The 14784-nt window shown below is 63.0% G+C and carries 12 protein-coding genes and 2 pseudogenes; 4 read left to right on the top strand and 10 right to left on the bottom strand.

Translation table 11 applies throughout. The features are described 5' to 3' along the window. Window positions 1-267: 267 nt before the first annotated feature. Together ACYHH6_RS18390 and ACYHH6_RS18385 are read left to right on the top strand one after the other, a co-directional pair. Window positions 268-726 carry a hypothetical protein gene (locus ACYHH6_RS18390; RefSeq protein WP_352587771.1) on the top strand — a complete coding sequence of 153 codons (459 nt, stop codon included), beginning with the start codon at window positions 268-270 and terminating at the stop codon, window positions 724-726. Next, complete coding sequence (locus ACYHH6_RS18385; RefSeq protein WP_352587768.1) at window positions 717-2402, top strand: hypothetical protein; 1686 nt, start codon at window positions 717-719, stop codon at window positions 2400-2402. Before ACYHH6_RS18390 ends, ACYHH6_RS18385 begins: the two co-directional genes overlap by 10 nt. Window positions 2403-2744: 342 nt before the next feature. Here ACYHH6_RS18385 and gloA2 read toward each other — a convergent pair whose 3' ends face one another. After that, window positions 2745-3128: an SMU1112c/YaeR family gloxylase I-like metalloprotein gene (gloA2, locus tag ACYHH6_RS18380; protein ID WP_112561848.1), complete on the bottom strand. Its 384-nt coding sequence runs from the start codon at window positions 3126-3128 to the stop codon at window positions 2745-2747. A 394-nt stretch (window positions 3129-3522) separates the two neighbouring features. Here gloA2 and ACYHH6_RS18375 point away from each other — a divergent pair, with 394 nt between their 5' ends. Both ACYHH6_RS18375 and ACYHH6_RS18370 read left to right on the top strand, forming a co-directional pair. Next, window positions 3523-4062 carry a flavodoxin domain-containing protein gene (locus ACYHH6_RS18375; protein ID WP_352587765.1) on the top strand — a complete coding sequence of 180 codons (540 nt, stop codon included), beginning with the start codon at window positions 3523-3525 and terminating at the stop codon, window positions 4060-4062. Window positions 4063-4124: 62 nt separating this feature from the next. Then, on the top strand, window positions 4125-4574 hold the full coding sequence (locus ACYHH6_RS18370; RefSeq protein WP_352587762.1) for a pyridoxamine 5'-phosphate oxidase family protein: 450 nt from the start codon (window positions 4125-4127) through the stop codon (window positions 4572-4574). Here ACYHH6_RS18370 and ACYHH6_RS18365 read toward each other — a convergent pair. The 9 genes and pseudogenes from ACYHH6_RS18365 to ACYHH6_RS18325 all read right to left on the bottom strand — a co-directional run bounded on the left by ACYHH6_RS18365 (window position 4549) and on the right by ACYHH6_RS18325 (window position 14710). Beyond that, window positions 4549-5855: pseudogene (locus ACYHH6_RS18365) on the bottom strand (mechanosensitive ion channel family protein). The gene ACYHH6_RS18370 and the pseudogene ACYHH6_RS18365 sit on opposite strands and share 26 nt — an antisense overlap. A 173-nt stretch (window positions 5856-6028) precedes the next feature. Beyond that, the gene (locus ACYHH6_RS18360; RefSeq protein WP_352587759.1) at window positions 6029-7012 is read right to left on the bottom strand and encodes a substrate-binding domain-containing protein; all 984 of its coding nucleotides are present in this window, start codon (window positions 7010-7012) and stop codon (window positions 6029-6031) included. A gap of 122 nt (window positions 7013-7134) precedes the next feature. Beyond that, window positions 7135-8187: an ABC transporter permease gene (locus ACYHH6_RS18355; protein ID WP_352587756.1), complete on the bottom strand. Its 1053-nt coding sequence runs from the start codon at window positions 8185-8187 to the stop codon at window positions 7135-7137. After that, entirely contained in the window at window positions 8187-9704 is a 1518-nt protein-coding gene (locus ACYHH6_RS18350; RefSeq protein WP_352587753.1) for a sugar ABC transporter ATP-binding protein, read from the bottom strand. Before ACYHH6_RS18350 ends, ACYHH6_RS18355 begins: the two co-directional genes overlap by 1 nt. Next, window positions 9701-10573, bottom strand: coding sequence for a LacI family DNA-binding transcriptional regulator (locus tag ACYHH6_RS18345; protein WP_352587750.1), 873 nt, complete (start codon window positions 10571-10573; stop codon window positions 9701-9703). Before ACYHH6_RS18345 ends, ACYHH6_RS18350 begins: the two co-directional genes overlap by 4 nt. A gap of 4 nt (window positions 10574-10577) precedes the next feature. After that, window positions 10578-10676, bottom strand: a pseudogene (locus ACYHH6_RS18340) (GFA family protein); the annotation flags it as partial. Window positions 10677-10710: 34 nt separating this feature from the next. Next, the gene (locus ACYHH6_RS18335; RefSeq protein WP_192249043.1) at window positions 10711-11247 is read right to left on the bottom strand and encodes an isochorismatase family protein; all 537 of its coding nucleotides are present in this window, start codon (window positions 11245-11247) and stop codon (window positions 10711-10713) included. Window positions 11248-11477: 230 nt separating this feature from the next. After that, window positions 11478-13490 carry an amidase gene (locus tag ACYHH6_RS18330; RefSeq protein WP_352587747.1) on the bottom strand — a complete coding sequence of 671 codons (2013 nt, stop codon included), beginning with the start codon at window positions 13488-13490 and terminating at the stop codon, window positions 11478-11480. A gap of 299 nt (window positions 13491-13789) precedes the next feature. Then, window positions 13790-14710 carry an ABC transporter permease gene (locus tag ACYHH6_RS18325; RefSeq protein ID WP_352587745.1) on the bottom strand — a complete coding sequence of 307 codons (921 nt, stop codon included), beginning with the start codon at window positions 14708-14710 and terminating at the stop codon, window positions 13790-13792. Between the last annotated feature and the right edge of the window lie 74 nt (window positions 14711-14784).

The raw sequence follows: 14784 nt of genomic DNA, 5'->3' as shown, positions 1-14784 counted from the left end.
TGATGGCGGGCGAGAAAACAAGAACGTGCCTACAGGCGTCAGCGGCGCCACGAGCGGACATCACGGAACCGAGAGCTGAATCTCGCATTTTGGGCCGGAAGCCGTCGGTCCGCTATCAGAACGCGTTTAGCGGATAGCTGCCCCATCGAGCGTATCAGTTTTTTTAAGTCCTCGTGGTCCAGCCCAAGGGGTTCACTCCACATCGTCTCACTTGTGAGATCCGTTGATCTGGCGCATAGAATGGGAGGCAGGCTGGGAGGCACGTTCATGGCACGGCTATACATTAAGGACAACGACGATCCAACGCGCCCGAGCAAATGTGGATATTCCAATTTCGCCCTGAAGGCGATCTTAAACAATGGAAACTTTAAGGCGTTCGTCGGCGCTCAAGACGACGACCGGGCTGATCTGGTGCAGGAACATGCGGGAACAGATTCGAAGGGTCGAAAATGCGATGTTACTCACCTATTGATTGATGGAGGCGAGGAATCTATCAACCATAGAAATTGTCTGGTTGAGATAAAGGAAGACTTGCAGAAGAAGACTTCAAGTTCGAAGCACAACATTTCATTGCCCAAGCAATGGACAAGCGGGAAAGAGGTACCAGACATCGCCTATCTGGATAAATACGTCACTGCGATTGTTGAGATCGTGAAGGACGAGAAAGATCCAGTCAAGGCAAGAAACTTCCTTTTCGGGCTGATGCTTCTCACACGTTGCAGATAGCACGTGCGCCAGCGCTGGAAGCGGCACACTGCAACTTCCGCCGTTGCGGAGCCTTTGACCCGGTCATCGAAGGTGGGGCGATGAGAGGGCGGAGTAGTATTGCCGGCACATTGGCCGCGCTTTTGTTCGGCAGTGTCTCTTGTGAAACGGTTGCTCGCGCAAGACAATGCACTGCGAGCCTCGATCAAGTCGTTATCAAACAGTCCTTGATCGTGACATTGGAAGATTGGCCAACCTTCTTCTCGAAGGCAGATTTTAGCTTCGCGCGCACCATCGATGCCATTCTAGCGAGCCTCGAAGTTGACCCAGATGCCAATCGCATCGGCCTCGTGCAAACTCTCCTCGACACTTACGACATTGACCGGCAGAACAATCCCGATCCCCACAGTATGCTGCCCATAGCCATCGAGAAGCAGCGGGATAACAATATCCCAAGCGCTGACATGCTCTTGGATGCCCATTCTGGGCTACGACCCGTTGCTCTGGTCAATCGCCTCGACCGCGCCCCGCGCGACGGGGCGAACTGCGGCGAATACCGGATCGTATACGCGATGAAGTACCGGTTGCAGACAGGGGGAGAGGGGCGCTTCTTCCTCAACTTTGAGGCAGTGCTACCCAATCCTGAACGCGAGCGCGGGATCGCCGGCTGTATGCCGGTTGCCGAATTCTGGAGCGGTCTGTCTGGAAAAGCCGAGCAGCAAATGGCGGCGGATCTTGAAACATTTTACTACAAAGGCTTAGGTTCAGGGTTTGTCGCAGCGGTGCTGGCCAAGAACTACGGCATACCGGACGGGCAAGTTCGCGGCAATGCTACGCTTAACGGCCCAGAGCACTGGCAGTTGCGTGAATGGAAGATTGTGCCTCCTTCGAAAACCTCTGACGCGGCCTTCCGAATCGAGACCGTGAAGAAAAATGCCTTGGCAGAATTTTACCGCGACGACAGTAAAGGCGCGATAGACGGGAAAGCGCAGGACCAGCAACGCATAGCCTATCAGCAGGCCTTTGTTGATCAGTACCTGCCTCAACTTTTCAGTCCCGAGCTTACATCATCGCCTGTGCCAGGCGACGATCCAGCGATAGCGGCCTACATGCTTAGTCTGTTGAACGAGTTCGGTGCCGACATCGACAACCGGTTCAACGAATTTCAGAACATATCTTCGAACTCTGAGGACGATCCTGAGCTTGAGGCCTCAGGGCTCAAGCCGAGAATTGATGCAGCACTTTCCCAGTTGGACCTCTTATCGAAAGGCGTCTCATCAAACGAGGCCCTGGCAAGGGCGGGAGCGATCACATGCGGGGGGTGCCACGCGTTCTCGAACGGCAAGACGGTGGGGCACGTCGCCGGTAGGGAGATTAGGTGGCCCAACAGCCTCGGTTTCGTTCATATCGACCAAGATGGGCACCCCTCTCCGGCGCTCCGCGAATGGAACCTGCCATGGAGGCGGCAAAAACTATACGAGATGCTTTGCACTGAGCCAAAGTTGCCGGAGCCCGGTTTCGAGGAGGAGCTTGTCTTGCGGAATGAGTTGGCAGAGTTGCTCACTGCGCTGATCGAGAAGAAAGCGTCGTTAGACGGCCAAGAAACGGACAACCGATTCCGTTCGTTGGTCGATAGGTTGACGCGGATTGATCTCGAAAAGGAGGGTTATTTCGTCCGTTACCGCCGCACGCACTAGCAGTGACGATGGCCCGGCGGCGACAATCGAACTGCCAATTTGTTAAGCTGCGTTGATCTCAAGACCCCAATCCTGGTGTTCTCGGGTCGCCCTTCAGGCCACCATACTCCTGGAGAAGCAGTGCGGGTTTACGGCCACGCCGTGAACCGGCCCGGGTTCTGGCGTGCCGAGGGGTGCGCCAAAGCGGACCAGACTGTAGTTGTCTAGCGTTGGCGTGCGGCTCCCAGGGACCGAATGCTTACCTGGCAGAGCTGAACGCAACGTAGGCAGGCGGCGGCTCGCTAAATCCCTGGCAGTGGCGTTCCCACCTCCGATGACGTGGTCGCGAAAGCTAACCGTTCTCTATGGGGCTTCGTAGAGTTCCAGCGGCAATCCATCTGGGTCTCTGAAAAAGGTAAACCGTTGGTCTGTATATGGGTCGATCCGGATTGGCTCAACGGCAACGCCGGCGGCTTCCAGGCGCATAATTACGGGATCAAGATTCGCCACGGCAAATGCCAGATGTCTCAAGCCTGTCGCCTCTGGATGGGACGGCCGCATCACTGGTGCAGGGAAGGAGAACAATTCCAGTTGGACGGACCCGATCTGCAGATCCGCCTTCCATGACTGCCGCTCTTCCCGATAGACCTCCCGGATCAGTTCGAGGCCGAGGAGTTCGACGTAGAACCGTCGCGACCGGTCGTAGTCGGTGCAGATGAGCGCGACGTGGTGAATGGCGTTCAGCATGCTACGAACTCTAGCCAAGCCGGGATTTCAGGCCAAGGTCACCATCGGGTACGCGGGGCACTTTGTTGATGTCGCCGTTCGCGAGGGTCGCCTTGTCCGGATTGGGCACAGCGTCGGATGGTCGGCCTGCCCGTTGTCTGTCAGTGCCCCGCCCGGGTCCCGACGCAATAGAGCGCCTCAATCGCAGCGCGCCCGCCCCCGTGGCGGATGGTCATAATCGGATGGCTTATGGTGCTGATCATGGCTCTGATCGGGTTCTTCGTGCCGCTGAGAAAAGCAGTTCGTGCAGCCCGTTCCATGGGCTATAATGCGCGCAGCATTGAGGTACCGGGATGCCGGGCTGGCTCGTATCGATCGTCCTTGTGAATGTCGCTTCTGCTGTCGGAGGGACATCGTGAACGTCCTGATTGTCTATGGAACGACCGAAGGGCAGACGGAGAAGATTTCCGCACGGGCGGCAACGCGTATTCGCGAGCGCGGGCACCAGGTCGAGCTGCTGGATAGCACAGCGCTCGCATCCGATTTGAAGCTCGGACACTTCGACGCGTTCGTCATTGCCGCGTCGGTCCACCAGGAGCACCACCAGGAAACCGTCACGAACTTCGTATTTGCGCATCACGAGGCGCTGAGCACCAGGCCCTCGGCCCTCATATCCGTCAGTCTGTCGGCGGCGCTGGAAGACCAAAAGTCGGAGGCTCAAAAGTATGTGGATCGCTTCGTCTCCGTGACAGGGTGGCAACCACGCATGACCCTTCTTCTCGGGGGCGCATTGCGCTTCACCAAGTACGATTACTTCCAGGAGCAGTTCGTCAAATTCGTCGTCATGAAGAGCGTCGGCCCGAGCCCCGAGCGCGATCACGAATTCACTGACTGGAACGCACTCGCCGACTTCGCCGATCGATTTCTCGAGACGGCCAAACAAGGAGGTGCCTGAGTCCGGCGCAGCCTGCATCGAGATGCACAAAGTGAAGCTGGCCCTTTCACCTGGGGAGTCCCGTGACCGTCACTGAGATGACCGCCCAAGAATGCAGGATGCACCTGGCCGACAGCAGGGTCGGGCACCTCGCGTGCATAAGGGACGGGATGCCGTACGTCGTACCGATCAGCTTCGTATACGAGAACGGCCACATCTACAGCTTCTCCCTGATCGGCCAGAAGGTCCGGGCGATGCGCGAACATCCTCAGGTCTGCTTCGAAGTCGACGAGATTGCCAACCCTCGCAGCTGGTGGAGTGTCGTTGCTTTCGGCCTCTACGAAGAACTGGCCGAAGCGGGCCCTCGGCAGAATGAGCGCGACCATGCCTGGTCGCTGTTGCAGAAAGCGCGCCCCAACTGGTGGGAACCTGGCAGCGAGACACCTTACGCCGAGGACAAGGTGGCCAGTCCGCCTCACCTCTTCTTCCGCATCAACATCGAGAAGATCACTGGTCGTCGTGCCCTGGTCTGACCGGCCCAGCCTGTTTCATGATGATCTCGCGATGCGGATAAGGGATGCTTATGCCGTTTGCCTTGAACGTGTCCCACAGCGCCAGCAGCACTTTGCCGCGCACGTTGGTCAGGCCTTGCTGCGGGTCTCGGATCCAGAAGCGCAGGACGAAGTTCAGCGAGGAGTCACCGAAGTCGGTCAGCCAGCAGACCGGTCGCCGGTCGGCCTCGACCCGGCCGACGCTGATTGCGGCCTCTATCGCCAGTTCGCTGACCTTATGCGGATCGGCGTCGTAGGAGACGCCGAAGTTCACGTCGAGGCGCACGAGGTTGTCGCTGAACGACCAGTTGATGACCCTCTGGGTGATGAAGTCCTCGTTGGGGATCAGGAATTCGCGGCCGTCGCGCGTCACCACCGAGACGAAGCGCGCCCGCAATTCGCGGATCCAGCCGAAGGTGCCTTCGAGCGAAATGGTGGGCCCGGCTTGATCGACTTGTCGAGCAGGATGATCACGCCGGAGACGAAATTCGAGACGACCTTCTGCAGACCGAAAGCGAGACCGACACCAACGGCGCCGGAAAACACCGTCAGCGCCGTCAGGTCGAGGCCGACGGCCGAAAGTGCCACGGCGCCGGCCACCAGCACGAGGCCGATCTTGGCGACCTTGCCGACGAGGACGCGGATCGACGGTGTCAGCTCCTCGGAGAGGCGGACGCGCTCATCGATGTAATTGCCAGTGACCACCGCAAGCCAGACCGTGGCGATCAGGAGCAGCGCCGCCTTCAGCACCATAAGGGCCGAAATGCGAACCGCGCCCAGAGGGATTGCCAGGCTGTCGAGGAAGGCGGCCGCCTCGTTACTGACGCCCAGTATGACAAGGGCCGCGTAGATCCAGGCCAGCCAACCCAGCGTGCGCGCGACGAGGCGGTTGCGGATGATGCGCGACAGCACGGTCGCAAACAGCCACGCCAGCGAGAGCAACAGCGCGACGAGCAGGAGATGGGTGCGGCTCGGCCAGGTGATGGCGAGCAACAGGTTGAGCGCGGCAAACAGGAAGATATTGAACAGGATCCAGTCGGTGCGACGCAACAGCGCGATGACGACCCTTAAGAGTCCGGGATGGCCCTTGATCTGGCGTGCCTGGTTCTCGATGAGAGGCTCGACCCGCAGCGCCGCCAGCTTCGCCATCGCAAAGAGCGCGGCAATGATGCCGATCTGATAGACGAACCAGGGCGCGGCGGCATAGTCGAACCATCCGCCGGCCCAGGCCAGCGCTCTATCGATGGCGTCGCGAAAATCCATTGCCACACGACCACTTGGCTACGAATTGCAACTCGCGGTCCACAATGTCGTCGGCCTTGCGATTGGTCAAGTTGAGCTTGAGGATGGCTTTGTGAGCGGCAGCGGCGGAACAAACGCAGCAAGGGCCCCGCGAGGGGACCTTGCCACTGATTCCTGCAAGATGATCGCCAGCCCTACTTCCCCATCAACTGCTTGGCATTCTCGGCCGTGATCGCAGTGGTCTCCACCGTCACCGTCGGCTCAACCTCTGTTGCGCAATCCAGCAGGATCTTCTTCGACATCTCGATCGCTTCCTTGGCACCCGTCGGGTAGGTGAAGGTCGCGGCCCAGTCGCCCTTGGCGACCGCCTCGATGCCGCCGGCTGGACCCGGCAGGCCGTCTGTGCCGATGATCTTGACGTCCTTGCCCGCGCCCTTGGCGGCGAGCAGCGCGCCGGCGGCCATCATGTCGTTGGAGGCGTAGAGCACCTTGATGTCGGGGTGCGCCTGCAGCATGGCGGCGAAGGCGACTTGCGCTTTGTCCGGTACCCAGTCGGCGGCCTGCTCGGCCACCACCTGGATCTTGGCGTTTTCCTTCACGCCGTCCTTGAAGCCGTTGAGGCGCTCCACTGCCGGCGTCGAGCTCGGCAGGCCTTCCAGCACCGCCGTCTCGCCGCCATCTGGCAGCAGCGTCTTGGCGGTGTATTTGCCGGCCTCGAGCGCGATCTTGTAATTGTCGCCGCCGATGAAGGCGGTGTAGTCCTTGCCGGGGTCGCCGACCGTCTTGCGGTCGAGCTCGATGACCGGGATGCCGGCATCCATGGCGCGCTTCACCGCCGGCGTCAGCGGCGCCGCCTCGAAGGGCGAGATCAGCAGGATGTCGACCTTCTGGGTGATGAAATTGTCGACCTGCGAGGTCTGCGTGTTGACGTTGCCGGCGCCGTCGGCGATCTGCAGCGTGAAGCCAGGCACTTCCTTGGCCGCCACCTCCAGCTCGTCATTGACGTGCTGGCGGTAGGGCTCGGCATTGTTGGCCTGCGAAAAACCGATGATGAATTGGCCGTCCTTGGCGCAGGCTTTCACCAGCGGCTCGGCGGCATAGGCGGTGCCGGCAATGCACAGGCCGGCGCCGGCCAGAAGCACGGCCTTGAGGGTCGATGCTCTTGCAATGGTTCTCATAACTCACTCTCCTCCTCGTCGGGCCGGGGGGCCAGACCTTGGTTTGACGTTTCGCCGTCTCCTCCTTGTTTGTTGATGCATGTCGTTGTCGCAAAACCGATTTCACTTTTGCGCGACATGCATTAACGACCCAAACCCTCGCGGCGGCGAACGAGGGATTGAAGCACTGCCGCCAGAACGATGATCGCGGCGGTCGCGAGCAGCTGCATGGCGGGGGTGATGTTGTTGAGCTGCAAAATGTTGGCGAGTGCGCCCAGCATGATGGTGCCGGCGACGGTGCCGACCATCGAGCCGGCACCGCCGAACAGGCTGGTGCCGCCGATGACCACAGCGGCAATCGCCGTCAGCTCATAGCCCATGCCGTCATTGGCGCTGCCGAAATTGAACTGGCCGGCATGGACGATGCCGGCAAGGGCTGCGGCAAAACCGGTGATGGCATAGACCGAGATTTTCACCATCGACACCGGCACGCCGGAAATGCGCGCGGCGCGCTCATTGCCGCCGACGGCAAAGACATAGCGGCCGAAGCGCGTGGTGTTGAGCACGATGGTGGCGATGGCGGCAAAGACGATGAAGACCAGGGTGGCCACCGGCACGGTGTTGTTGAACAGACGCTCGCCAAGCACGGCGAACACAGGCGGCGCCAGGCCCGGCCCGTCGCCATAGGATATGTTGATGTACTGGTTGCCCGACACGACGAGCGCGAGGCCGCGCGCGGCCTGCAGGCCGGCCAGCGTGACGATGAAGGGTTCCAGCCTAAAGCGGGTGGAGATGGTGCCCTGGATGGCGCCGAAGACGATGCCCATGATGAGCACGGCAAGGATAGTGGGGATCAGGCCGAAGCCGCCGGAGATCATCATGGATGCGGTGACGACGCTGGACAGGCCCAGCACCGCGCCGACCGACAGGTCGATGCCGGCGGTGATGATGACGAAGGTCATGCCGATGGCGATGATGCCGGTCTCCGACACGGCGCGCACGATGTTGGCGATGTTGTCGGGGTTGAGGAACAGGATTTCGCCGTGGCGGCGCGGCGAGAAGATGATGCCGCCGATCGCCACCAGCACCAGGCCGATCAGGCTCTGGAAGCGCACGATCAGCGCCAGCGGATCGCGATGTTTTTGAGGCGCCGCCGTCACGGGTGCGCCTGCCGCCGAAATCTTCTCGTCAGACATCAGGCCTCCCTGCCGCTTGCCGCGGCCAGCACCGTGTGCTCGTCGACGCCGCCCATGAATTCCGCCACATTGCGCCCCTGGCGCAGCACCACGATGCGGTCGCAAAGACCGATCAGCTCCGGCATTTCGCTGGAGGCGACCAGAATGCCGAGCCCCTGCGCCGCAAGCGCCCGCAGCCGCGCGTAGATCTCGCCCTTGGCGCCCACATCGACGCCGCGCGTCGGCTCGTCGAGCAGAAGGAGCCTGGGGTTCCCGAGGATTTCCTTCGCCAGCACCACCTTCTGCTGGTTGCCGCCGGAAAGCGCGCCGACAGCGATGTCCGGGTTCTTCGGCCGGATGTCGAACTGGCCGAAGGATTGTTTCACCGCTTCCGCCTGACGGCTTGGCGACATCAGGCCGGCTGGCGAAATGCGACGGATGACCGACATCACGAGGTTGAGGCCGACCGCCATGCGCAGCATCAGGCCTGAGCCCCGGCGGTCGTCGGTGACGAAGGCGATGCCCGCAGCGCGGGCCGCGCTGATCGAATCCAGTCTTACCGGCCGGCCCGATATGGCGACCTCGCCTTCCCAGCGGCCGGACAGGCCGGCGCCATAGAGCGCGGACAAGAGTTCGGTGCGCCCTGCCCCCATAATGCCGGCAAGGCCGACGATCTCGCCTTCATGGACATCGAGGGACACGCCTTGCGGCGCCTGCCAGCCGGCGCTGTCGCGGGCGAGCCGGAAGCTTGCATCGCGCAGGCTGAGCAGTGGTTTGCCCGCCGCTTTGGCGCGCTGCGGATAGAGCTCGTTGAGCGGACGGCCGACCAGCAGCCGCACCAGTTCGGCCTGCGGCGCGTGCGGCTCGGTGATGCCGGCGACACGGCCGTCGCGCATCACCGTTACCCGGTCGGCAATGCCGGGCACTTCCTCCAGACGATGCGAGATGTAGACGATGCCGACGCCGGTGGCGGCGAGCTTGCGCATGATGCCGAATAGCCGCTCGACCTCGCCTACGGTGAGGGCCGCCGTCGGCTCGTCCATGATCAACACGCGCGAGGCGTAGGACAGCGCCTTGACGATCGCCACCACCTGGCGCTGGCCGATTGAGAGGTCGGCGACCATCGCCCCTGGATCGATGGCGATCTCGATCGCTTCCAGCCGCTTCTTCGCCTCGCGGCGCATCGCCGGCACGTCGAGGAAGCCGCCCGGGCGCATCAGTTCGCGGCCGAGGAACAGATTGGCCGCGACATCGAGCGACGGCACCAGATCGAGCTCCTGAAAAATGGTGGCGATGCCCGCCGCTTGCGCCTCGCGCGGATTGTTGAAGCGCACGGGTTTGCCGTCGATCTCGATGGTGCCTTCGTCCGGCGTGTAGACGCCTGAGAGAAGGTTCATCAGGGTCGATTTGCCGGCGCCGTTTTCGCCGAGCAGCGCATGGATCTCGCCCGCCTTGAGGTCGAAGTCGACGCCGCGCAGCGCCTGCACGCCGCCGAAGCGTTTGACGGCGCCGGTCATCACCAGAAGCGGCGCAGTCATTTCGGCCTCCCGCAGGATTCGCGCGCCTGCAGCGTCGCTTGCAGCCGCACCGAGCGCGGCGCGGAGCCGGTCGCCGCGATGCGGGCGCTGAGCAGCGCCGCCGCCTGCCGACCAATCTCGGTGCAGGGCTGCTCGATCAGTGTCAGCCTGGGTTCGAAACAGTCGGCCCATTCGAAATCGTCGAAGCCGACCAGCGACAGATCGCGCGGGATCGAAAGACCCTTTTCGCGGATGGCGCGGACTGCCCCGATCGTCGTCATGTTGTTGCCGGTGACCAATGCGGTGGGCGGCGTGGGCAGCGACAGGATCGCATGCGTCGATGCGGTCGCCGCCGCCGTGTCGACATTCTCCGGCGAGACATAGTGCGGCACGCTTTCAAGTCCATTGGCGGCGAGCGAAGCCTGGAATGCCTCGATGCGCTCGCGCGTCGTCGCCAGCCCGGGCTGGCCGGCGATGTAGCCGATGCGCTTGTGGCCGAAGGAGGCGACATGGTCGATCAGCGCGCGCATCGCCGTGTCGTTCTCGACGCCGATCTGATCGAAGCGGTCGTCGGCGAAGCGGTCGATCAACACGCACGGCACTTTCTTGTCGGCGAGATAGTCGATGGCGCGCTGCGGCGAACCCGACGGCGCCAGGATGACGCCGTCGACGCGGCGCTGGTGGAAGGCGCGCACCACTTGCAGCTCGCGGTCCGGGTCTTCCTGCGTGTCGGAGAGAAACACCATCAAGCCGAGGCGCGCGCATTCGGCCTCGACCGCGCAGATGATGTCGGTGAAATAGGGATTGGAAATCGCCGAGATCGCCAGGCCGACGCTGTTGGTGGTCGAGGCTTTCAGCGACCGCGCCAGCTCGTTGGGCTGATAGCCCATGGCGGCAATGGCAGGCCATCGTCAAAAGCGGCTTTGCGGAAATTTTCAGCCGCACACGTCCGCAGCGGCAGCCGCCTTCGGCCGGCAAGGTCAGGGTTGGCAAGGCAGCCTCCTGTCTTCGTCGAGATTCGTGCGCTTCAGCTGCCGGTCAGCGCCTTGGTCGTCACCAGCGTGGCGCCGGCATCGGTGAAGTCGGCATTGTACCGGGCGATAATCTCGGCAGCGGTTGCGTCGGGCGTGTCCAGAGTGGAATGGGCATCGGACACGACGGTGACGGCAAGGCCTTCGGCCAAAGCGCCCTTGACGGTGCCGGCGATGCAGAAATCGGTCTGCGCGCCGGCGAGCACGACTTCATCAGCACCCTGCCCGGCCACCCATGCGCCAAGCTCGGGATTGGAAAAGGCGTTGCGGACGGTCTTGGAGAAGGTCGGCTCGTCCTTGGCCTGGCCGAGTTCCGGCCATACCGGCCAGCCCGGCTCGCCCGGCGCCAGCGGATCGCCGGCCGGCCCGTCATGCCTGATGAAAGCGACCTTGCGGCCCTCGCGCCGCGCCCAGTCGATCAGGGAGCGGGTGCGCTGGGCAATGCCCGGCGCATCGTGGATCGGCGGCTCGACGCGCCCGTCGAACATGTTGGTCTGGAGATCGATGACGATGAGGGGAGCGAGTTTTGACATGGCGCGAAGATAGCGCGGGAGGTGTGCGGGTCAAGGAGAGGCTGCTAATCTCCCCCCTCGTGGGGGAGATGGCCGGCAGGCCAGAGGGGGGCGCTGTCCCGCCGGCTTCTCAGTCAGCCAAAGCTGCTACGCCGACAGTTTCCGGAACGAAAATACGCTATGTCGCGATCCTTCGCGCCCCCCTCTGCCCTGCCGGGCATCTCCCCCACGAGGGGGGAGATCAACTACCCTCACCCGATCCCGCCCGTGACCGTATAAGCGCCGGCGGTGCGTCCGTCCTCCAGCCGCACGATCGCTGTGACGATCGAACCGTAAGCGCCTCGCCAGACACTGTGCGTCCGCTCATGCTCAACAGCTGGCACCACGATGCGACCATGGAAACTTGCGCCGCTTCGCTGCATGGCGACGGGCTCGCCATTGACGTGGACTTTGACGCCTGCGGTCTCCGCGTCATTGGCATCGAGCTCGACCGCTACAGCGATCTCGGCCTGGTCTCCCTGCTGTCTCGTCTCGGCGGTTAGCCTGAACGTCGGCCGCGCATCGCTAACCGGCAAACCGCCGCGCCCCTCAAACACATCGTCCGTAAGCGTCGGCGTACGCGGCGGGGCGGTGCGGCGTTTGGTGGAGCGTTCGAAATCGCCGGCGAATTGCAGCAGCCTGACATCGTCATAGGCCTTGCCCGCGAAAGTCAGCCCGACCGGCATGCCGATATCGGTCATCGTGCCCATCGGCACGGTGACGGTCGGGATGCCGAGATGGCGCCAGACCAGATTGCCGTTGGCGACCCAGGTGCCGTTGCGCCAGGCAAGGTCTGCCGAGGCTTCGTTGACGTCGGCATCGGCCGGCCCGACATCGGCGACCGCCGGCAGCACCACCGCGTCGAGCTTATGCTCATCGAGCCAGTCCTCGAAATCGATGCGCCGCGTCGCTTCCAGCCCCTTGAGCCCATCGGCCAGCGTGGGGATGTCCCGGAGCGGCGTCACACCTTGCCTGGCGCGAGTGACATAGTCGGCCAGATCGAACCCGTCGTCGCCATAGCGATCCGGCAGCGTGCCCGGCGGCTGCGGGAAGATTTTGGGGCCGTCGACCGAAGCCAGATCGGGGATGGCGGGATCGGCATTGGCGCGCAAAAAATCGTCCCAGCCCCAGATGCACAGATCCCAGATTTCGCGCTCGGCGAAGGCTTCCGGCACCAGTCCGCGCTCGACCATGGTTTGCGCGCCCGGACGGTCGCGCTCGTAGTTGGAGACGACGGGGAAATCGACCTCGACCACTTCGGCGCCGAGCCGTTCAAGATCGCGCGCCGCTTGCTGCCAGAGGTCGAGCACCGAAGCGCGGGTCTCGATCGGCCGCGTGGCATCGGCATCCTTGCCGATATACATTTTCGGCACCCCGAGGCGCTTGCCTTTCAGCGAGCCTTCCAGATTGAGCGCCGTGTAGCTTGGTGGCCTGAGATCGGCACTTTTCGGAATCGTCACCCAGGGCTGCGCGCGCCAGAAATCGCCGCGCGTCTCCGGATCGTCGGCGACGATCACGTCGAGCAGTTCCAGCATGTCGGCCATGCCACGCGTATGCGGCACCACCACATCCATGGTCGGCACCAGCGGCCAGTTGCCCCGGACCGAGATGATGCCGCGCGACGGCGTATAGGCGACCAGCGCATTGTTGGAAGCCGGCGCGCGGCCCGACGACCATGTCTCCTCGCCGAGCCCGAAGGCGGCAAAGCTGGCGGCTGTGGCCGTGCCCGAACCGTTGGACGAGCCGGAGGCGAAGGCGGCGGTCAGGTAGCCGACATTGTATGGGCTTTCGGCGCGGCCATAGACGCCGCGCTGCATGCCGCCATTGGCCATTGGCGGCATGTTGGTCAGCCCGATCAGCACCGCGCCGCCGGCTCGCAGCCTGGCAATGGTGAAGGCGTCCTCATTGGCGACGAGATGCTCGAAAGCAGGCGAACCGGCCGCCGCCGTCAGGCCTTTCACCTTGTAGCTGTCCTTGGCGGTGTAGGGGATGCCGTCGAGCGGACCAAGGGTGGCGCCGTTGCGGCGCCGCAGATCGGAGGCCGCTGCCTCCTCGAACATTGCGGGGTTGAGCACCGGGACCGCATTCAGCGCGATGCCATGGCGGTCGTAGTGCGCGATGCGGCTGAGGTAGGCGCCGACCAGTTCGACGCTGGTGACGGTGCCGTCTTCCAGCGCATGGCGCAGGTCGGCGATCGAGGCTTCGACGAGGTTGAGGTCGGGCATGGGATTCTCAAGATGCAGCAGGCAAAGACTCTTGGCATCGGGCGATGCAAGTGTCACGCCTCAAACGGATAGGCATGGTCGGCGACGCTGCTGATCTCCCCCCTCGTGGGGGAGATGGCCGGCAGGCCAGAGGGGGGCGCTGTCCCGCCAGCCTCTCGATGAAACCGGATAACGTCCCATCGAATATTGGATGTCGGTAGTGCGAAACCAATCAGAGGTCGCGATCCTTCGCGCCCCCCTCTGGCCTGCCGGTCATCTCCCCCTCGAGGGGGGGGAGATCGCTGTCCCTTCGCCCAGCTTCAGTTCCTCAGCGCCTGCGCGGGCGATTGCCGATAGGCGAGGATCGACGGCACCACCGCGGCAAGGCCCGCCACGACAAGCAGGATCAGCACTGAGCGCATATCCTCGATGCGGAATGTTACAGGCATGGAAAAACCGCTCGCCTCGCCCATCGTATGCGCGATGGTTCGGGCGGCGAGATAGCCGAAGAGGAAACCGAGCAGGACACCGGCGCCGACGATGACAAAGGTTTCCACCCAGACGATCCCGAACACCACCGCGCGGGGCGCTCCGAAGGCGCGCAGGGCGCCGATCTGATGCCTTCGCTGGAGAACATGGACGATAACGACCAAAAGGATTGCCGCCGCGACGAGCAACTGCGCCCCGGCCGCCACCACGGAAAGGATGCGCCTTGCATCGCCAAGAGTTCCGTAAAGCCGGGTCAGCACTTCGCCGGGGAAGACCGCCAGCTTGCGGTCGCTGCGGTATTGCTGGCGCAGCTTGTAGGCGTCGGCGATGGTGTGCGGTTTTACCAGGACGGCGGGCAGGCCGGGCGCCGAGGGATCGAGAACGGCATCGGGGTTGATCGGCGCTTCGAAACCGTGCGGTTCGGCACCGTCTTTTGCGTCAAGCTGCTCGACCAGTGCTGCTATTCCGGCGCGTCCATTCTCGTGCTTATGAACATGCCAGACCGCCTCGATCGGCACGATGATCGCCCGGTTCCAGGCTGTGCCAGTAGGGCTGAGGCGCCCGACAATCGTATAGGTGAAATCATTGTGGATTTCAGTCGCCGCATGCAGCTGGCCGTGCGCGGGATGAAAGCAGGCACCGACGCTTTTGGGCACGGCGCCGACCAGCGCATCGCCAAGCGGCGCAAAGCCTGGGAAAGACAGACCGTAGCCGAACCGAGCAGCATGTCGCGACGGGTGATCGGTCTGCACTCCATGATTGCTATTCCCTTGTCGATTGGCGCGGGCGCCGTCAGCGCCCGAACCGTCGTCCCTGGCCGCTCCAT

The sequence above is a fragment of the Mesorhizobium sp. P171375 genome, assembly GCF_057786075.1.
Note: the sequence above shows the minus strand (reverse complement) of the source record. Positions and strands in the feature narration are given on the sequence as shown.